At 70.2% G+C, this 16,009-nt stretch carries 13 protein-coding genes and 2 pseudogenes; 7 read left to right on the top strand and 8 right to left on the bottom strand.

All coding sequences use genetic code 11. The features are described from left to right. From ACH442_RS46915 to ACH442_RS46900, 4 genes are all read right to left on the bottom strand, one after another. Window positions 1-2,135 (bottom strand): hypothetical protein (locus tag ACH442_RS46915; protein ID WP_396344712.1); only part of this gene is annotated, 2,135 nt, incomplete at its 3' end. Between the two features lie 50 nt (window positions 2,136-2,185). After that, the gene (locus ACH442_RS46910; RefSeq protein WP_396344711.1) at window positions 2,186-2,587 is read right to left on the bottom strand and encodes a chromosome partitioning protein; all 402 of its coding nucleotides are present in this window, start codon (window positions 2,585-2,587) and stop codon (window positions 2,186-2,188) included. A gap of 4 nt (window positions 2,588-2,591) precedes the next feature. Then, the gene (locus ACH442_RS46905) at window positions 2,592-3,035 is read right to left on the bottom strand and encodes a hypothetical protein (protein WP_396344710.1); all 444 of its coding nucleotides are present in this window, start codon (window positions 3,033-3,035) and stop codon (window positions 2,592-2,594) included. 21 nt (window positions 3,036-3,056) lie between these two features. Then, window positions 3,057-3,293: a hypothetical protein gene (locus ACH442_RS46900; protein ID WP_396344709.1), complete on the bottom strand. Its 237-nt coding sequence runs from the start codon at window positions 3,291-3,293 to the stop codon at window positions 3,057-3,059. A 136-nt stretch (window positions 3,294-3,429) separates the two neighbouring features. On the opposite strand from ACH442_RS46900, the gene ACH442_RS46895 reads away from it, so the two are divergent. The 5 genes and pseudogenes from ACH442_RS46895 to ACH442_RS46875 all read left to right on the top strand — a co-directional run bounded on the left by ACH442_RS46895 (window position 3,430) and on the right by ACH442_RS46875 (window position 7,340). Continuing rightward, the gene (locus ACH442_RS46895) at window positions 3,430-4,107 is read left to right on the top strand and encodes a hypothetical protein (RefSeq protein ID WP_396344708.1); all 678 of its coding nucleotides are present in this window, start codon (window positions 3,430-3,432) and stop codon (window positions 4,105-4,107) included. Window positions 4,108-4,211: 104 nt separating this feature from the next. Next, window positions 4,212-5,030: a PIG-L deacetylase family protein gene (locus tag ACH442_RS46890; protein ID WP_396344707.1), complete on the top strand. Its 819-nt coding sequence runs from the start codon at window positions 4,212-4,214 to the stop codon at window positions 5,028-5,030. Between the two features lie 321 nt (window positions 5,031-5,351). Further along, a pseudogene (locus ACH442_RS46885) lies at window positions 5,352-5,705 on the top strand (helix-turn-helix domain-containing protein); the annotation flags it as partial. Next, window positions 5,694-7,088, top strand: coding sequence for a sigma factor-like helix-turn-helix DNA-binding protein (locus ACH442_RS46880; protein ID WP_396344713.1), 1,395 nt, complete (start codon window positions 5,694-5,696; stop codon window positions 7,086-7,088). The pseudogene ACH442_RS46885 and the gene ACH442_RS46880, both read left to right, overlap by 12 nt. 126 nt (window positions 7,089-7,214) lie before the next feature. Beyond that, window positions 7,215-7,340, top strand: coding sequence for a hypothetical protein (locus ACH442_RS46875; RefSeq protein WP_396344706.1), 126 nt, complete (start codon window positions 7,215-7,217; stop codon window positions 7,338-7,340). A 679-nt stretch (window positions 7,341-8,019) separates the two neighbouring features. Here ACH442_RS46875 and ACH442_RS46870 read toward each other — a convergent pair. The 4 genes and pseudogenes from ACH442_RS46870 to ACH442_RS46855 form a co-directional block, all read right to left on the bottom strand. After that, window positions 8,020-9,326 (bottom strand): annotated as a pseudogene (locus tag ACH442_RS46870) (dipeptidase). A gap of 31 nt (window positions 9,327-9,357) precedes the next feature. Next, a complete protein-coding gene (locus ACH442_RS46865; RefSeq protein WP_396344705.1) occupies window positions 9,358-11,211 on the bottom strand; it encodes an APC family permease in 1,854 nt (617 codons plus the stop codon). Between the two features lie 73 nt (window positions 11,212-11,284). Continuing rightward, window positions 11,285-11,779: a DUF2231 domain-containing protein gene (locus ACH442_RS46860; RefSeq protein ID WP_396344704.1), complete on the bottom strand. Its 495-nt coding sequence runs from the start codon at window positions 11,777-11,779 to the stop codon at window positions 11,285-11,287. Window positions 11,780-11,876: 97 nt separating this feature from the next. Then, window positions 11,877-13,145, bottom strand: coding sequence for a threonine/serine exporter ThrE family protein (locus ACH442_RS46855; RefSeq protein WP_396344703.1), 1,269 nt, complete (start codon window positions 13,143-13,145; stop codon window positions 11,877-11,879). Between the two features lie 111 nt (window positions 13,146-13,256). Here ACH442_RS46855 and ACH442_RS46850 point away from each other — a divergent pair, with 111 nt between their 5' ends. Both ACH442_RS46850 and ACH442_RS46845 read left to right on the top strand, forming a co-directional pair. After that, a complete protein-coding gene (locus tag ACH442_RS46850) occupies window positions 13,257-14,756 on the top strand; it encodes an MFS transporter (RefSeq protein ID WP_396344702.1) in 1,500 nt (499 codons plus the stop codon). After that, window positions 14,756-15,856: an aminopeptidase P family protein gene (locus tag ACH442_RS46845; protein WP_396344701.1), complete on the top strand. Its 1,101-nt coding sequence runs from the start codon at window positions 14,756-14,758 to the stop codon at window positions 15,854-15,856. The genes ACH442_RS46850 and ACH442_RS46845 overlap by 1 nt, the downstream gene beginning before the upstream one ends. Window positions 15,857-16,009: the final 153 nt, after the last annotated feature.

The raw sequence follows: 16,009 nt of genomic DNA, 5'->3' as shown, positions 1-16,009 counted from the left end.
CGGTCGGGATCGGTGGCGGCGACCACCTCGGCCACCATAATCAGCGCCCACGCCTGCCGGTCCGGGTCGGTGATCGAGCCGGCCACGGTTTCGGCCCGGTCGGGGTCGGCAGCGGCGACCGCCTCGGCCACCATAACCAGCGCCCACGCCTGCTGTTCCGGGCGGGTGATCGAGCTGGCCACGGTTTCGGCCCGGTCGGGGTCGGTGGCGGCGACCGCCTGAGCCACCGTGACCAGCGTCCAAGCCTGCTGTTCCGGGTCGGTGATCGACCGGGCCGCGGTCTCGGCTCGGTCGGTGAGGCGTCGGGCCCGGTCGGGGTCGGTGGCGGCGACCGCCTCGGCCACCGTGACCAGCGCCCACGCCTGCTGGTTCGGGTCGGTGATCGACCGGGCCGCGGTCTCGGCGTGGTCGGTGAGGCGTCGGGCCCGGTCGGGGTCGGCGGCGACCGCCCGAGCCACCGTGACCAGCGCCCGCACCTGCCGGTCCGGGTCGGTGATCGACCGGGCCGCGGTCTCGGCGTGGCCGGCGAGGCGTCGGGCCCGGTCGGGATCGGTGGCGGCGACCACCTCGGCCACCATAATCAGCGCCCACGCCTGCCGGTCCGGGTCGGTGATCGAGCCGGCCACGGTTTCGGCTCGGTCAGGGTCGGTGGCGGCGACCGCCTCGGCCACCGTGACCAACGCCTCAGCCTGCTGTTCCCGGTCAGTGATCGAGCGAGCGAGGGCTTCGGCGCGGGCGGGTTGGTCAAGCGTGGCCCAGACAGCAGGCAGGTCGGTCGGGATGCGGCTGTTGCGGTCAGCCAAACTAGTGCGGCGAATACACAGCCGCAGCATTGCCTCGAGATCGGGCTCCGGGCCAGCGAGGACGAGGTCCTGGCAGGTGATGATCTCGGCGAGGGCGGCGGCGTCGCCGCCGGACAGATCCAACATCCGCTCGTGCCGGTCCGGATCGGTGGCCAAGCCGACCAGCCTCGAAACCTCGCCGACGGCGGCCAGCATGCGAGGGTAACCGCGAAGCAGATATTCCGGGGTGCCGGCTGGCCACCGCGGGCGGCCGCCCGCGGTGGTGCGGTAGGTGTCGGCCCAGGCGTGCAGACGGCTGCGGTAGCCGGCCAGCACCGGCTCGCCAAGGTAGCTGGTGGCGGCTTGCTGCAGTTCCTCGTGGCCGAGCAGGTACACCTCGCCTCCGCGGCCCGAATTCCATTCGGCGCTACGACGGGTGAAGGTCCGTCCGGCTACGGTGTGCAACACGTCCTCAATCTCGGCCAGCCCAGCACCGGTCAGCTCCCGCAGATCGGGCCCGGACAGGCCACCACGCGCCGCAGTCAGCAGGCCGAGCAGGTTCCGCTCCACCTCGGTGCCTTTCACCAGCCGTTTGAGTTCGGCCTGGCCGAGCCGCTGCAGATCGCGTGCGTGCGCCGACGCGGACAGCTGGCGCACGATCCCCGGAGCACGTAGCGGATGCCAGTCGGGCACGTCGTCGGGAACCGGCGGGTTCGGCCGCCCCGCCACGACCACCCGCATCCCCGCGGGCGGATCGCCGGGCAGCAGCCCAGCGATGCTGTGCGCGTGACCGCCGGTGGCGCTGCTGCGGTCCTCGTCCAGGCCGTCGACCAGCAACACCAGCCGCGCCCCCCGCGCGGCGCAGGCAGCAGCGGACTGGGCGAGCAGGTCCAGCAGCCACGCCTCTCGTAACGCCTCGTCCGGGATGGTCGGCGGCTGCTGCCCGGTCAACGCACCCAACTGCTCAGTCACCGCCGCAACGAACGCCGCCCGCGTGTCCGAACCGGCCAGCCGGGCGGTGATGAAGAACGCCACCACCTGCACCCGCGACCGCACCACCTCCGGCGGATCGAGTACGAACGTCGACAACAACGCCGATTTACCCGCCCACGGACCCGCCTGCCACCACACATACGGCCCCCGCCCCGGGTCCAGACAGAATTCCGCCAACTCCGCCAGCTCCGCCTCGCGGCCTTCCAAAGTCGGCGGAACAATCCGGCGGACCTGCGCCAGATACGCCGACCGTGGTGTCATCAACGGGCCTGTCGCGGACAGGAACACGTTCACCGTCGCGGCCACACCGACCCCGACCCCACCCCGCTCGCCGTGCCCGAGCACCTCAGCCCCGGGCACGCCGTGCCACCCCGGCGCCCCGTCCAGGGCGCCGTCGTCACCGGATCCCGTCAGTGGCCGGACGGACCCGGCCGGAAAGGGTCCGGTTCCTCCCGGCGCCGGTCGCCGATATTGACGGTGCCGGCCTGCCCGATCGCGGTCGCCTCATCATGCGCGGTCGCGGTCACCGCACCGGTGAACACCGCAGACCCCGGCGCGGCCAGCACCTGCATACCCGCCGCCTGCTCCGCGGCTCGGACCTGCGTCAGCAGCTCGGTCACCGTCTTCGCGAACACCTCATCCCGGCGCGCCGCCGCCGCCACTGCCAACTCGACCTGCTGCCGGGTCAACTCAGTAACCTGCCCCGACTCGTCGGCCGCTTCCAACGCCAGATCCTCCCGGACCGGCTCACCCAGCCTGGCCAGAACCAGCTCGTGCAGCCGGCCCGCGCCCGCGTCGATCGCCGCGTCCACCGTCTCATCCGCCCGACCCGCAGCCCGCCGCGCCTTCCTCACCGCCCACGCGATCACCATCCCGGCAACCACCGACGCCTCCACCACCGGCACGACCCCACCACCTCCCAGCAACCAAGCCCGCTGTGGACCGATCCTGTCCACCGTAACGACCCATCCCCATTCCACCGTCTCCCGAATAGACGACCGCCCGGGTTTGGTCGAGGTCGCGCTGCAGGCCGTCGGCCCACTCGGTGGCGGCGGTGGTCTGCTGCTCGGGTAGCCGCTCGCCCAGCGCGGTGATCGCTGGCGAGGTCCTGGCGGACTCCGGCCAGTTCCTGGCGCCCAGTTCCTGGCGCAGCTGGTCGACGGTCTGCCGGCTGGCGTGCGGATCCTGTTCGGCATGCTCGACCCGGGTAACGGCCTCGTGGGAGGACGCCGTTGTCCCCGCCGGGCCGGTATCGGACATCGGCGGTGGTGGTGTAGCCGGTCACCGGTGGCCTCCCGGAGTGCCCGGGCGCTGCGCCGCGGCGATCACGTCGGCTGGAACGTTGGTGCGGTGGGCTGCGGCCAGGGCAGCCCGCTCGATGCCGGCGAGATCGGCACGCAGGGCGGGCAGCAGTTCGAGGACGGCGGCCGCGGCCGCTTGGTCGATGTCCGGATCGGCCAGCGCGGCGCTGACCGCGGCGGCCGTTGTCAGGAGGCGGACCTGACGGTCCCAGCGCATGCGTCCTGGCCGGTGGCATACCGAGCGGTCAGCGGCTCCAGGGCCGTGTCCGGTTTGCCGAGCAACCAGGCCAGGCCGCGCCGGCTCACCTGCTCGATAATGTCGTCGGTCTGACGCGGCTGGCCCGCCGGGCGACGTGCAGCTGCCGCTGCAGCATCTGCTCTTCGCGGTCGACCGCTGGATCGTCACCCATCCGCAGCGTCAACGGCAGTTCCTCAAACCGTTCCTGTCCTGGGCCGCCCACGCCGGGCACTTGCCACGGCTGCACGTCGCCGCGCACCGGCCCGGCCAGCGATCGCCGATCACGCAGCACCGGCGCATCGGACTACTCCACAAGCTGATCGCCGACGACACCAGCGAACTGCGCACCCGCGTCGCCGCAATCCTGCTGCTTCTCTACGCCCAACCGCTCGGCCGCATCCTGAGCCTGACCATCGACACCACCGGCCCCGACGTCTTGCTCCATTTGGGCGACCCGCCGACGCCGGTTCCCGAACCCGTCGCCGAGTTGCTACTGGCGCTACGTGACCAGCGCACCAACATGCGCACCGCCACGAACCGCAACGCCCGCTGGCTGTTCCCCAGGCGCCGCGCCGGCCAGCCGTTGACGACCCGCACGATCACCCCGCTCATCCGTGACCTCGGCGTCCCCACCGTTCCCGGCCGCCTGGCCGCACTGCACCAACTTGTCCTCCAAGCCCCGGCACCGGTCGTCGCCCAGGCCCTCGGCTTTCACCACACGACCACCCAGCGCCATCACGCCGCTGCCGGTGGAACATGGAACCGCTACACGGGATCAACTGAGGTCGACTAACGCACCCTGCGCATGCTTATCGACAGAGTCAGGTCGGGCGCCATCATAACAATGTCCATCAGTGCCGTCCATGTACGGAAGCGGAGCTGGTGCACACTTGGGCCGTGACGGCGCTTGCCCTCGATACCGGCTTATTACCGGGCCGTGTTCTCGTGGTCCACGCGCATCCGGACGACGAAGTGTTCGCGACGGCCGCGGCAACCATTGCCCTGGCTGACCGAGACTGCCAGGTCTCCCTACGCGTGGGCACCGGCGGAGAGGCCGGTCTGCTCGCCGCACATCAGGGCGATTCGGCGTCAGCTCGGGCCACGCGGGCCACGCAACTGACCCGGTCCTGCAAGCTGCTGGGCATTGAAGACTGGGACTACCTCACCGAGGCGGGGCAGTGGATCGACACCGGCCACGGCGGGCCGGAGACCTTGGCCGAAGAGGATCCCGCAGTGCTCGCCCGAGCTGTTCGATCGAACATCGATCACATCCGGCCAACGATAATCCTGACCGTTGATCGCACCGGGTTGACGGGGCACCCCGACCACATCGCCATTCATCGCGCGGTCCGCGACGCGTTGGCCATGCCCGGATGGAAGCCAAGCCTAACGTTGGGCGCACTGCTCTTGCGACGACAGGTCCAGACAGCCGCGGCCCTTGCCAAAACCATCGTGATCGATCAGCAGGTCGGTTCCGGCCGGGTCCGGGGCCGCGGCGACAACGCCGTCGAACACCTGATCCAATGCTTGCCCGAACAATCCGGACGCCGCCGAGCCGCCCTTGACGAATACACCCCGGGTCTGGGCACCTATACACACCGCGAACTGGCACGATCTCTCGACCGGTTCGGCGACTCGGTCCTTCTCCGGCTCGCTCTGGACACCAGTGACTGGCATACCGACCGCTTCGAACGGATCCACCCGAACGAAGAGTAGGCCTAACGACGCGAATCCACCTCACGGCATGGCACCCGAGCGGGACAGCAACAGGCTTCGCATCATCAAATCGCAGACGGTGCGAGGCCCTCTCGCACTACTCAGGGTCAATCCTGACGAGCCGTGATACTCGATTACACGACGGTTGGATTACACGGCTCTACCAGTCCGGAAGGCCCTAGTTGTGATGTCCGGGGACGTTGGTCGAGGAAGTGTGACCACTCGATCTGAGGATTATTGATCCATCCCGCGAACAGGTGAAGGCCTCCAGCGGTGCAGTGGAGCTGCTAAGACAGCACCGCACCAAACTTGGAGGCCTTCATGTCCCACGCTAACGCCGCGTTGACTCCGCGGGCGCGATTGCGGCTGGCGCGTCTGATCGTGGAGGACGGCTGGTCACCCGCACGAGCGGCCGAACGCTACGACGTGTCCTGGCGCACCGCCGCGAAATGGGCCGCCCGCTACCGCGCCGAAGGCGAAGCCGGCATGACCGACCGTTCATCATGCCCGCAGCGGCAACCGAACCTCACACCCGCACCGGTCGTGCGCAAAATCGTGCACCTGCGCCCCAAACGACGCCTCGGGCCGGTCCCGATCGCCGAACAGGTCGGCCTGGCCGCCTCCACCGTGCACGCCGTGCTGCGCCGACGCCACCTCAACCGGCTGTCCCACCTCGGCGGGCCCAGCCGCGAGCTGCTCGTCCAGCTCGATCGACACCGGGTGCTGACCTCGGGCCAGCTGGCCCGGCTGACCGGCGCGCCGGCGCGCACGGTGACCTACCGACTCGACAAGCTGCACACGGCGCGGCTGGTGACGTTCGCGCGCCCGGGCCGAGAGGCAGGGTCGTCGCCGCAGTACTGGTGGCGCAAGAATTCTGGAGCGGGCGTACAGAAATGCCGACGGATCCGCCCCGTCATCGGTAGACAGCCCTCCCACCTCGGGACTGCGGCTATACCTGGAACGGCGGAGGTTCTCCATGATGGATCCCATGACTGCGATGCTGGTCGGCGTTCTCGCGCCGGCCGTGCTGCCACTCACTCGAGCCATGCGGGTATGGGTGCTGCTCCGCGGCCGCGTCCAGCTGGTGCGTGCTACTGCCCAGCTGCCCGCGGGCTCCTCCGTACGGGGCCGCGACACCGCTGGACGCTGGTCGGCCCGGCGCCACCCGGAGAGCACACGGTGACCGCGCCCGAGGTCAGCGAGCGGGTCTATGCCAAGGGCGACCGCTGCAGCGCCTGCCAGGATCCGCTGGTCACCGATTTCGAGGCGTGGTACCGCGCCCGGCGACAGCGGCTGTTCCACTACGTCCTTTCCCGCGGTTGTCAGCGTGCCGACGCAGAAGACGTCGTTCAGGACACTTTTAGCGCTCTTCGCGTGCGGAAGGTCAGGTGGCTGCTGACTCCGGGAGGCTGGCTGACCCATGTGGCTACCCGTAAGGCGGCATCGGTCCGTCGGGACCTGTTACTCGGCAACGAGGAGACGAAACTGATCGACTACTCCCGGAGGGTGACCTGGACCTCCTTGGCGCCGCAGCACGACCCTGAGTCGGCCGAGCGTCTGCGGATCGCCCTGCGCGCGATGGCTCAGCTGCCCGACCGGCGTCGCGTCGTGACCGTCCTCGCCGCAGCCGGCTGGACTCATCGGGAGATCGCTGATGGCCTCGGTATCACGGTGGGCACCGTCAGCGCGCACGTCAAACAAGGTCGTAACAGCATGTCGATCCTGATGCGCGGCGGCCGTTTTAGGATCGGCTCGCTCCACGGCACCAACGTCGTCATAGGCAAGGGCCGAGCCGGCGACGTCATAGGCGACGGCCTGGCTTGCGAAGCCTCGACCCTTGCGGCCACCGTCTGGGTCTGGTGTCCGTCATGCGGACCAGGCAAAGACCCACAACGGTGGATCAGTTCAAGCCGACTGCAACGTCAGCAGCCTGATCCGGACCCCCACGAGCGCATGAGCGAATTGCTGCACAAAGACCGTGCCGCCGCCGTACGCGACGAGATCGACCGCCTGTTGAAAGAGATGAGGGCCAAGAACGACTTCGACGACCTGGAATGAAAGAGCATGATTACCACCGTGGGAACTGCCAAGGTCGATTGAATCGCTAACCGCAGTTCGGATCTTCCCCAACGCCGGCGTTGTTCTCCCCACCGGACGAGACGCCGGCAACACTGCCCAGCCGTCATGAAAAGGCGGTCCCCACCGGTGACGGTCCACTACTACTCACGCGAGCCGGCGCGATCGGTCTGCGCCCGGGTCAGGATCTCCGTGGTGAAGGCGGTCGGGTTGCTGGCCGCCACCTCGGCGTGAGCGCCGTCGACGGGCTGGGCACCGGGGCGCTGGGTCTTTCGGACGATTTGCCGAGGTCGTCGGAGTGGCGATTGGCGGCCTACTGCAACTCTGCAGAGTGCGGCGGCCAGATCAGTTCGCTGGGCCGGCCTGCCTGTGCGCAGGCCCGGCAGCGCCACTCCCGATGCCCGCCCGGGCCGCCGGCGGTAGGCGGGCACGAGCACGCCCGCCAGCCCAGTTGCACGGCATCGGGGCCGAGCCGGTGCCGCTCCGGAGCGCCGCAGAACCTGGGCGCCGGCCCGGTGAGCTTCCCGTCCCGGAACTGGACCAACGAGGCCAGGTGGCCGCAGTGCGGAGCCCTCGCCTCGTCCGGAGGGGCGAGACCGAGCCTTTCGTGAGCGCCACCTGGGGCGATTCAGCCGGAGCTCGGCGACCGTCGCCTGGACGGTCATGCCCTCGGGCCGCGCCCCGGCCTTGATCGCGGCCCGGAACTCCCGCTGAGTCTGCCGGGGAAACGACGTCGACATGCGCTGCGACTCCTTGACGAATCAGGCGTGGCGCGGCCATTCGTTGAACTCGAGTCCGGAACAACCACGGTGAGCGCTCGCCAGGAACGGTGACGGGCCGGCTCGGCGCACCCGGAGACAGCGAAGATCGGGCCCGGCATGTGCCGGGCCCGATCAGGGGTGACCGCTTCGGGTCAGCCGCGGTACTGCTGGAGGAACAGCGCCTCGGCGTGGGCCAGCCGGGCGATCTCCCGCGGGTCCACGCTCTCGTTCGGCGCGTGGATGAGGGCGAGCGGCTCCTCCACCCCCATCAGGATGATCTCCGCCGACGGGAACGTCTCGGCGAAAACGTTGCACAGCGGGATCGAACCGCCCTGCCCCAGGGTGGTCAGCGGAACCCCGTACGCGTCCTCCATCGCCGCCGAGAACGCCTGGTAGGCGGGACCGCCGGTGCGTGCCTCGAACGGCTGCCCGAGCGCCTCGGGGGTCACGGTCACCCGTACTCCCCACGGCGCGGCCGCGTGCAGCTGGGCGATCAGCGCGTCCTGCGCCTTCACCGCGTCCATGCCCGGCGGGACCCGCAGGTTGAGCCGGGCCCGGGCGTGCGGCTGGATCGCCGCGGCCGAGCCGACCACCGGCGGGCAGTCGAGGCCGAGCACGGTCACGGCCGGGCGCGCCCACAGCATGTCCGAGACTGTTCCGTCGCCGAGCAGCCGGGCCTCGTCGAGCAGGCCGGCGTCGGCCCGGAACTGGGCCGGCGGGTACGGCGCCCCGAGCCACGTCTGCTCGTTCTCCAGCCCGGCGATCGTGGTGTTGCCGGCCCGGTCCCGCAGCGTGGACAGGATCTGGATGAGCGCCGCGAGCGCGTCCGGGGCCGGCCCGCCGAACATTCCGGAGTGCAGTTCCCCGCCGAGCGCGGCCACGTCGACGACGACGTTGACCAGGCCGCGCAGCGACACGGTGGCCGCCGGCACGCCGACCGCCGCGTTCCCGGTGTCGCATACCAGGATCGCGTCGGCCTTCAGCAGGTCCGGGTTGCGTTCCACGAAGTCCTCGAGGCCGCCGGTGCCCTGTTCCTCGGAGCCTTCGACGATCAATTTCAGATTCACCGGTACGTCGTCACCCAGCGCCCGCAGAGCGGTCAGGTGCATCACGATGTTGCCCTTGCAGTCCGCCGCCCCCGGCCGTACCAGCGCCCGCCGACCGGGGTGAGCTGGAACGGCGGGGTTCGCCAGGCTTTTTCGTCGAGCGGGGGCTGCACGTCGTAGTGCGCGTAGAGCAGCACCGTGGGTGCGTCGGGGACGGTGCTGGGGCGTACGCCGAGAACCGCCTGACTGCCGTCGGCCGTGAGGTGCAGGCCCAGGTCGGTGAAGCCCACCTCGGCGAAGTTGCTGACCACCCAGTTCGCGGCCCGTTCGCACTCGGCGGCCGGGAACTGGCGGGCGTCGGCGACCGAGCGGATCGCGACGAGGTCGGTCAGGTCGGCCTGGGCGCGGGGCATGAGGCCGTCGATGTGTGCGCGCAGGTCCATGTCAGGCGTCCTTCAGATCGTCGATCACGTCCTGGAAGGCGTCGACGTACTGCGGGCAGTAGACCTTCATGATCAGCAGCTGGCCCTGGAGGAGCTTGTTGTCCACCAGAACCGGCCGCTGACCGGGGCCGGCCGCACCGTTCGTGATCATCCCGTACAGGGTGCCGCGGCGCAGCGCGTTCTCCGGGTCGTGGCAGACCGCGCCGCCGTCGTCGCCGAGCACCCGCACGATCGAGTCCTTGTAGGGCACCCGCAGGCCGGCCGTGGACAGCGCGGTCTGCAGCTGTTCGGCCTTGGCGTAGGCCTGCTCGGTCTCCTTCTGCCCGTGGTAGGAGGCGACGGCCACCCCGCCGAGGATCAGGAGCGCGACCACGACCAGCGCGTAGACGAGCTTCTCGGCTGTTCTCATGCCGGCACCTCCGCCTCGGGCTCGGCCGGTCTTCCAGGACGGTTTGCGGAACCGGTAGAACAGGTACGGCACGAGCAACCCGAGCCCGAGCGCGCCACCGGCCACGATGGCCAGGTAGATGCCGACGCTGCCGCCACCGAACTGCGACGACGGGACGAACCCGATCAGCAGCGCGGCCAGCGACGCGGCGAAGCCGACCCCGCACAGCCCGGTGAGCATCGGCGCCCGGTAGCCACGCGGGTGGTCGGGCTGGTTGCGGCGCAGGCGGACCGCGGCCACGAACATCAGCAGGTACATGATCAGGTACACCTGGGTCGTGATGACGGAGAAGATCCAGTAGACGCTGGACACGTCCGGGATGAACGCGTACGCCAGCGCGATGACCGTCGTCACGAGACCCTGCACGACCAGGATGTTCTGCTGCACGCCGTGCTTGTTGAGCTTCTGCAGGTACGGCGGCAGGTAGCCCTCGGTCCGCGAGATCAGCAGCAGTCCGCGCGACGGCCCGGCGAGCCAGGTGAGCATGCCGCCCAGGGACGCGGCGACCAGCATGACCCCGAGGATCGGGGTGAGCCACTGCGAGTCGAAGGCGGCGAACACCGCGTCGAACGCCTGCATGACACCGGCGGTCAGGGACAGCTCCTCGGCCGGGACGATCCAGCTGATCGCGAGCGCCGGCAGGATGAAGATGAGCAGCACCAGGCCCATGGCCAGGAACATCGCCCGCGGGAACTCTTTGCCGGGCTTGCGCAGCGAGGAGACGTGCACCGCGTTCATCTCCATGCCGGAGTACGACAGGAAGTTGTTCACGATCAGCACCAGGCTGGACAGTCCGGCCCAGGCCGGCAGCAGGTGGCCGGCGGTCATCGGCGCGGCCGACTCGTTGCCCTGACCGAGGAACGCGATGCCCAGAATCACCAGCAGCGCGCCGGGAACCAGCGTGCCGATGATGAGACCGCCGCTGGCCAGGCCGGCGACGCCGCTGGTGCCGCGGGACGACACCCAGACGCCGGCCCAGTAACAGACCATGATCACGATGGCGGTCCACAGGCCGCTGGACGCCAGGTCCGGGTTGATCACGTAGGCCAGGGTGCTCGCCACGAACCCGAGCAGGCTGGGGTAGTAGAAGATAGTCATCGCGAACTGGCACCAGACCGCGAGGAAGCCCATCGGCTTCGACAGGCCCTGGCTCACCCAGTTGTAGACGCCACCGTTCCAGCCGGAGGCGAGTTCCGCCGAGACCAGCGCGGTCGGCAGCAGGAACACGACGGCCGGCACGAGGTAGAGGAAGATGCTGGCCAGCCCGTAGACGGCCATGGTCGGGGACGGGCGCAGGCTGGCCACCGAGCTGGTGGTCATCAGCGCCAGCGCGACCCAGGAGATGTATCGGATGGCCTGCTTCGATGGTGGTGGCGAGGTCGCCTGGTCTTTCGCCTCTGCGCTCACGCCGCCACCTCCGCTTCGCTCCGGTGGCGGCGTGAGTAAGCTACGGAGTTCGATGATTCGCTCGCAAGCTCGCTCATGTTGCCTCCCTTCGGGTAGTAGAGAGTCCGGCGGAATCATCGGCAGCGCTGGATGGCGGTCGTCTCATCCCTGGTGAATGGTTCGGATCCAGACGTCCCCCGAACCAGGAGCTGAGCCCGGCCACGACGAGTCCCAGCAGCTCCAGCAGCAGCAGTCCCGGGTTGGCGACGCGTTCCGCCCCGCGTACCCGGATGAGAATCAGCACCGCGAAATAGACCAGCACGCCCATGTCGAGCAGCAGGACCAGGAAGCGCCCCTTCGCCGCGGGCGGATGCCGGGCCGCGCCGGCGTCGAGCGCCCCGGCGACCGCGGCGAGAATGCCGCCGAGCAGGCCCGCGACCAGGTTCCAGTAGGCGAGCGTGCCGATGATCGCCGGCGCTCCGAGCAGCGTGGCCAGGTCCAGGATGATCGCCACCGCGAACAGGCCGAGCGGGAACATGAGCAGCAGTGGTTGCACCGCATTACCCGCGATGCTGAGCCGGCTCTGCATGGTTACCGAGGGTGCGTTTCATCACGATCAAGAGCTTCATCCCGTACGGATGAAACGCCCGGCCGCGGGCGGGACCGGCGTGGGGGTAGCGCGGTGGTCATCGTCGTAGCGCCCGGTAGAAGGGGTGGCCGCAGAGGACGCCGAGCGCGATCGACACCATCGACGCGGTCGCGCCGATCAGGTCCTCGGCGCCGCGGACGGTGTCCTGGCCCAGGTACTCGGTGATCCCGATCAGCGTCAGCGCGCCCGGTACCAGCAGCCAGAACCCGGGCAGGAACGAGACCAGGGCCGGCGGCCCGGTCGGCCGGCGCTCCACCATGTAGGCCACGACGGTCAGCACCAGCGCGCCGATGAAACCGCTCAGGTAGCCGCCCAGCACCAGGTTGCCCAGGTACTGCCCGGCCCACCCTGCGTAGAGCACCAGCAGCAGCCAACCGAACGAGCGCCGCGGCCCGGCGTGCAGAAGATAGGTGCCGGCCCCGACGATGAACGGGCCGAGCCACGGCGCCCACCAGCCGACCGTGTTCGGGACGACATCGCCCGCGGCCGGTGCCGGCACCCCGACGACGTGGGCGGCGCCGATGATGCCGAACGCCAGCAACAGCAACTGCAACGCGCCGGCCACCAACCGGCTCGAACCGGTGATCATCTCGTACGCGGAGAGCTCGACGACCCCCATCGTCAGCATCGCCCCGGGCAGGAACGTCACCAGCGGCGCCACCATGGCCCGCAGGTCGGCGTCGGCCCAGCCGCTGTCCGCCAGAAGGAAAGTCACCGCCGAGACCGTGAAGGCGGCGAGCACCGGCATGATCATCTGCGCGCTCGCCCAGCGGCCGCCGGCCAGCCGCATCACCCCCACGACGACGCCGAAAAGCACCGCCAGGATGATGTCACCCCAGGTCGGGGCGAGGATCAGACAGATACCACCGATCAGGACGGCGTGCCCGGTGGTGCGGACCATCGGGCTGAACCGGGGTGGCATGTCGACCGCGGCGAGCACCTGCCTGCTGCCGGCCGCGGGGGAGACGTCGGCGCGCTCGGCGGCGCGCAGGACGTCGTACACCAATGCGGTCTGATCCAGCCGCAAGCCGCCGCGGAGCTGGCGGGTCGGCTCCAGGGTGGCCGGTTGCCCCGGTTCCAGCGAGACCACCAGGTATGTCGGCAGGACGCTGACCCGGGCCTGCGGGGCGCCGTAGGCGGCCGCCACCCGCAGCAGACGCTCCTCGATCTGGTTGACCGCCTCGCCGGCGGCGGTGAGCGCGCTGCCCAGGAAGAGCAGGAACTGCTGGAGCTCGCGGCCGTCCGGATCGCGTTCGCCCGCCTCCCACCGGCCAGGCCGCTGCGGGTCCGGATCTCGCTCGTCCATGCCGAGCAAGGTAGGCGGATCATCCGGCGCCGCGATTCATCCGGCGCGAGCGATGCTCGATCGCCCCGCCCCCGGAGAGGCTGAGCGCATCTTCGACTACGGGAGCGGCCCATGGCGGCGACGGATTCACCGGTCCAGGCGAACCGCGCGGCAGGACTCGGTGTCCTGCTGGCGGCCTGCGTCTCCGCGCTGGTGGTGAACGCCAACACCTCCGCGGTGACGATTCTGCTCCCGGCGATCAGCCAGGACGTCGGTGCCTCGGTGGAAACCCTGCAGTGGGCGGTGACCGGCTACATGCTGGTCGGCGCGGCGGTGATCGTCACCTCCGGCGCGCTCGGCGACGTCTTCGGGCGCCGGCGGATCTTTTCCCTCGGCCTGCTGCTGTTCGTGGCGTCCTGCGCGCTGATCGCCCTCTCCTCCTCGGCCGGTGGCATCATCGCCGGCCGGATGATCCAGGGCGCGGCCGGCTCGACGATTCTCGCCTGCGGGATGAGCCTGCTGTCGGTGGATTCCGCCGGTGCCGGGCAGATGAAGGCGATCACCCTGTGGGGTGCCGCGTCCGCGGTCGGCGCCGCCGTCGGCCCGCTGATCGGCGGTGTCCTGGTCGGATCGACCGGCTGGCAGGGCCTGTTCTGGATCGACGCGGCGATCGCGGCCCTCTGTCTCCCGCTCACCTGGTTCTGGGTGAAGGAGTCCCGCGACCCGGACCGCCCCCGCGAGATCGACCTGCTCGGCACGGTGCTCGTCGCCGTCGCGCTGGTGCCGCTGGTGCTCGCGCTCAGCGAGAGCGGCAGCTGGGGCTGGCTCTCCTTCCCGACGATCGCCTGCCTGGTCCTGTCGGTGCTCGGCGGCGTCGCCTTCGTCTGGGCGGAACGGCACGCGACCGCGCCCCTGGTCGACCTCCAGCTGCTGCGCAACCGCGTGCTGGTCGGCGCCACCATCGCGATCCTGCTGGTCGCCGGCGTCATCAACGCGCTGATGTACCTGCTCAGCCTCTACTTCCAGGATCCGGACGGGTTTGGGATGTCCGCGCTGCAGGCCGGCCTGGCGACGCTGCCGGCGGCCGCCGCGATGATCGCCGTCACGCCGGTGATCACGCCCCTGGCCGTGAAGCTCGGCCCGCGGTACGCCGTGGCGATCGGATTCGGCCTCGCCACCGCCGGTTTCGCGGCCCTCGTGTTCGTCTCCCCGTCGTGGGGCTACGGCGCGTTCGTCCTCCCGCTGATCGTGCTCTCGGTCGGGCTCGGCCTGGCCAACGGGCCCGCGTCGTCCGCGTCGACCAGCGCCGTCGACCAGGACCAGGTCGGTCAGGCGTCGGGGATCTCCAACATGGCGCGGTACGTCGGTGGGTCGCTGGCGGTTGCCGCCGCCGCGACCGTCTCCACCGCCGTCAGCAACGGCCGGACCGTCGACGGGGCGTCCCCGGCCGACGCGCTCACCTCGGGGCTGGCCGGGGCGGCGCTGCTGCTGGCGCTGATGTCGGCCGGTGGCGTCGCCCTGGTGCTGTTGTTACGGCGGCACCGCGCCGAGCCGGCGACCGCCGTGCAACTGGCCGCGGCGGCCGCGGCGACGAGCCACACGATCCCGACCCGTCCCACCGGAGGTGCCTGATGAACCTTTTCACCAACAAGGACTACATCCAGCGGATGGAACGCGCGGTCGCGCAGGCCGCCGAGGCGGGACTGACCGGGCTGCTGGTCACCCCGGGACCGGACCTGACCTACTTCACCGGTTACCGGCCGACCGCGATCACCGAGCGGATCACCCTGCTGGTGCTCGACACCGACCACGACCCGCACCTGATCCTGCCGGTGCTGGAACGCGGCGACGCCCAGGGCGTACCGGTCGCGATCACGGACTGGGCCGACGGCAACGACCCCTACGCGGCCGTGGCCCGGCTGCTCGACCCGACCGGACGGTACGCGATCTCCGACTCGGCCTGGGCGATGCACCTGCTCGGGTTGCAGCAGGCGTTGCCCGGCTCGTCCTACACGTCGATGACCGGCACGCTGCCGATGCTGCGGGCGGTGAAGGACACCGACGAGGTGGACCGGCTCGCCGCCGCCGGGGCGGCCGCTGACGCGGCATTTCACCAGATCATCGGCGTACGTTTCGAGGGGCGCACCGAACGCGAGGTCGGCGCCGACCTCGCGCGTCTGCTGACCGAGCACGGGCACTCCCAGGTCGATTTCACCGTGGTCGGGTCCGGGCCGAACGGGGCGAACCCGCACCACGAGATGGGGGAGCGGGTCATCCGGAGCGGTGACATGGTGGTGCTCGACTTCGGCGGGCTCAAGGACGGGTACGGTTCGGACACCACCCGTACCGTCCACGTCGGCCCACCCACTCCGGCCGAGCAGGAGATCTTCGACGTGGTGTGGCGTGCGCAGCAGGCCGGCTTCGAGGCCGTCCGCCCCGGAGTGCCCTGCCAGGAGATCGACCGGGCGGCCCGGAAGGTGATCGAGGAAGCCGGGTACGGGGAGTATTTCATCCACCGCACGGGGCACGGGATCGGACTGACCACGCACGAACCGCCGTACCTGGTGGAAGGGGAACATCAGGTCCTCGTACCGGGAATGTGTTTCTCGATCGAACCCGGGATCTATCTGCCCGGGCGCTTCGGGATCCGGATCGAGGACATCGTGACCGTGACCGAAACCGGTGGGCAGCGCCTCAACAACACCAGCCGCGACCTGCACGTGGTCGCCTGAGCATGGTTCTGACGCCGCGGCCGATGGGGGTCGGCACGCGGCGTGGGGGGGGGCCGGGGGGGGCGGGGGGGGCGGGGGTGGGCGCGGGGCCCCCCCCCCCCCCGCGCGCGGGGGGGGGGGGCTGGAGGGGGGGGGGGGGGGGCGGTTTAGGTT

Source organism: Actinoplanes sp. NPDC020271, assembly GCF_044388125.1.
Taxonomy (GTDB): Bacteria; Actinomycetota; Actinomycetes; order Mycobacteriales; family Micromonosporaceae; genus Actinoplanes.
This window is presented reverse-complemented; position numbering and strand designations above follow the sequence as displayed.

Excerpts from the sequence above, each read along its gene's own strand:
- ACH442_RS46905 (WP_396344710.1), bottom strand. The coding sequence starts at position 3,035 with ATGTCCGATACCGGCCCGGCGGGGACAACGGCGTCCTCCCACGAGGCC.
- ACH442_RS46900 (WP_396344709.1), bottom strand. The coding sequence starts at position 3,293 with ATGCGCTGGGACCGTCAGGTCCGCCTCCTGACAACGGCCGCCGCGGTC.
- ACH442_RS46875 (WP_396344706.1), top strand. The coding sequence starts at position 7,215 with ATGAAAAGGCGGTCCCCACCGGTGACGGTCCACTACTACTCACGCGAG.
- ACH442_RS46860 (WP_396344704.1), bottom strand. The coding sequence starts at position 11,779 with ATGCAGAGCCGGCTCAGCATCGCGGGTAATGCGGTGCAACCACTGCTG.
- ACH442_RS46855 (WP_396344703.1), bottom strand. The coding sequence starts at position 13,145 with ATGGACGAGCGAGATCCGGACCCGCAGCGGCCTGGCCGGTGGGAGGCG.
- ACH442_RS46850 (WP_396344702.1), top strand. The coding sequence starts at position 13,257 with ATGGCGGCGACGGATTCACCGGTCCAGGCGAACCGCGCGGCAGGACTC.
- ACH442_RS46845 (WP_396344701.1), top strand. The coding sequence starts at position 14,756 with ATGAACCTTTTCACCAACAAGGACTACATCCAGCGGATGGAACGCGCG.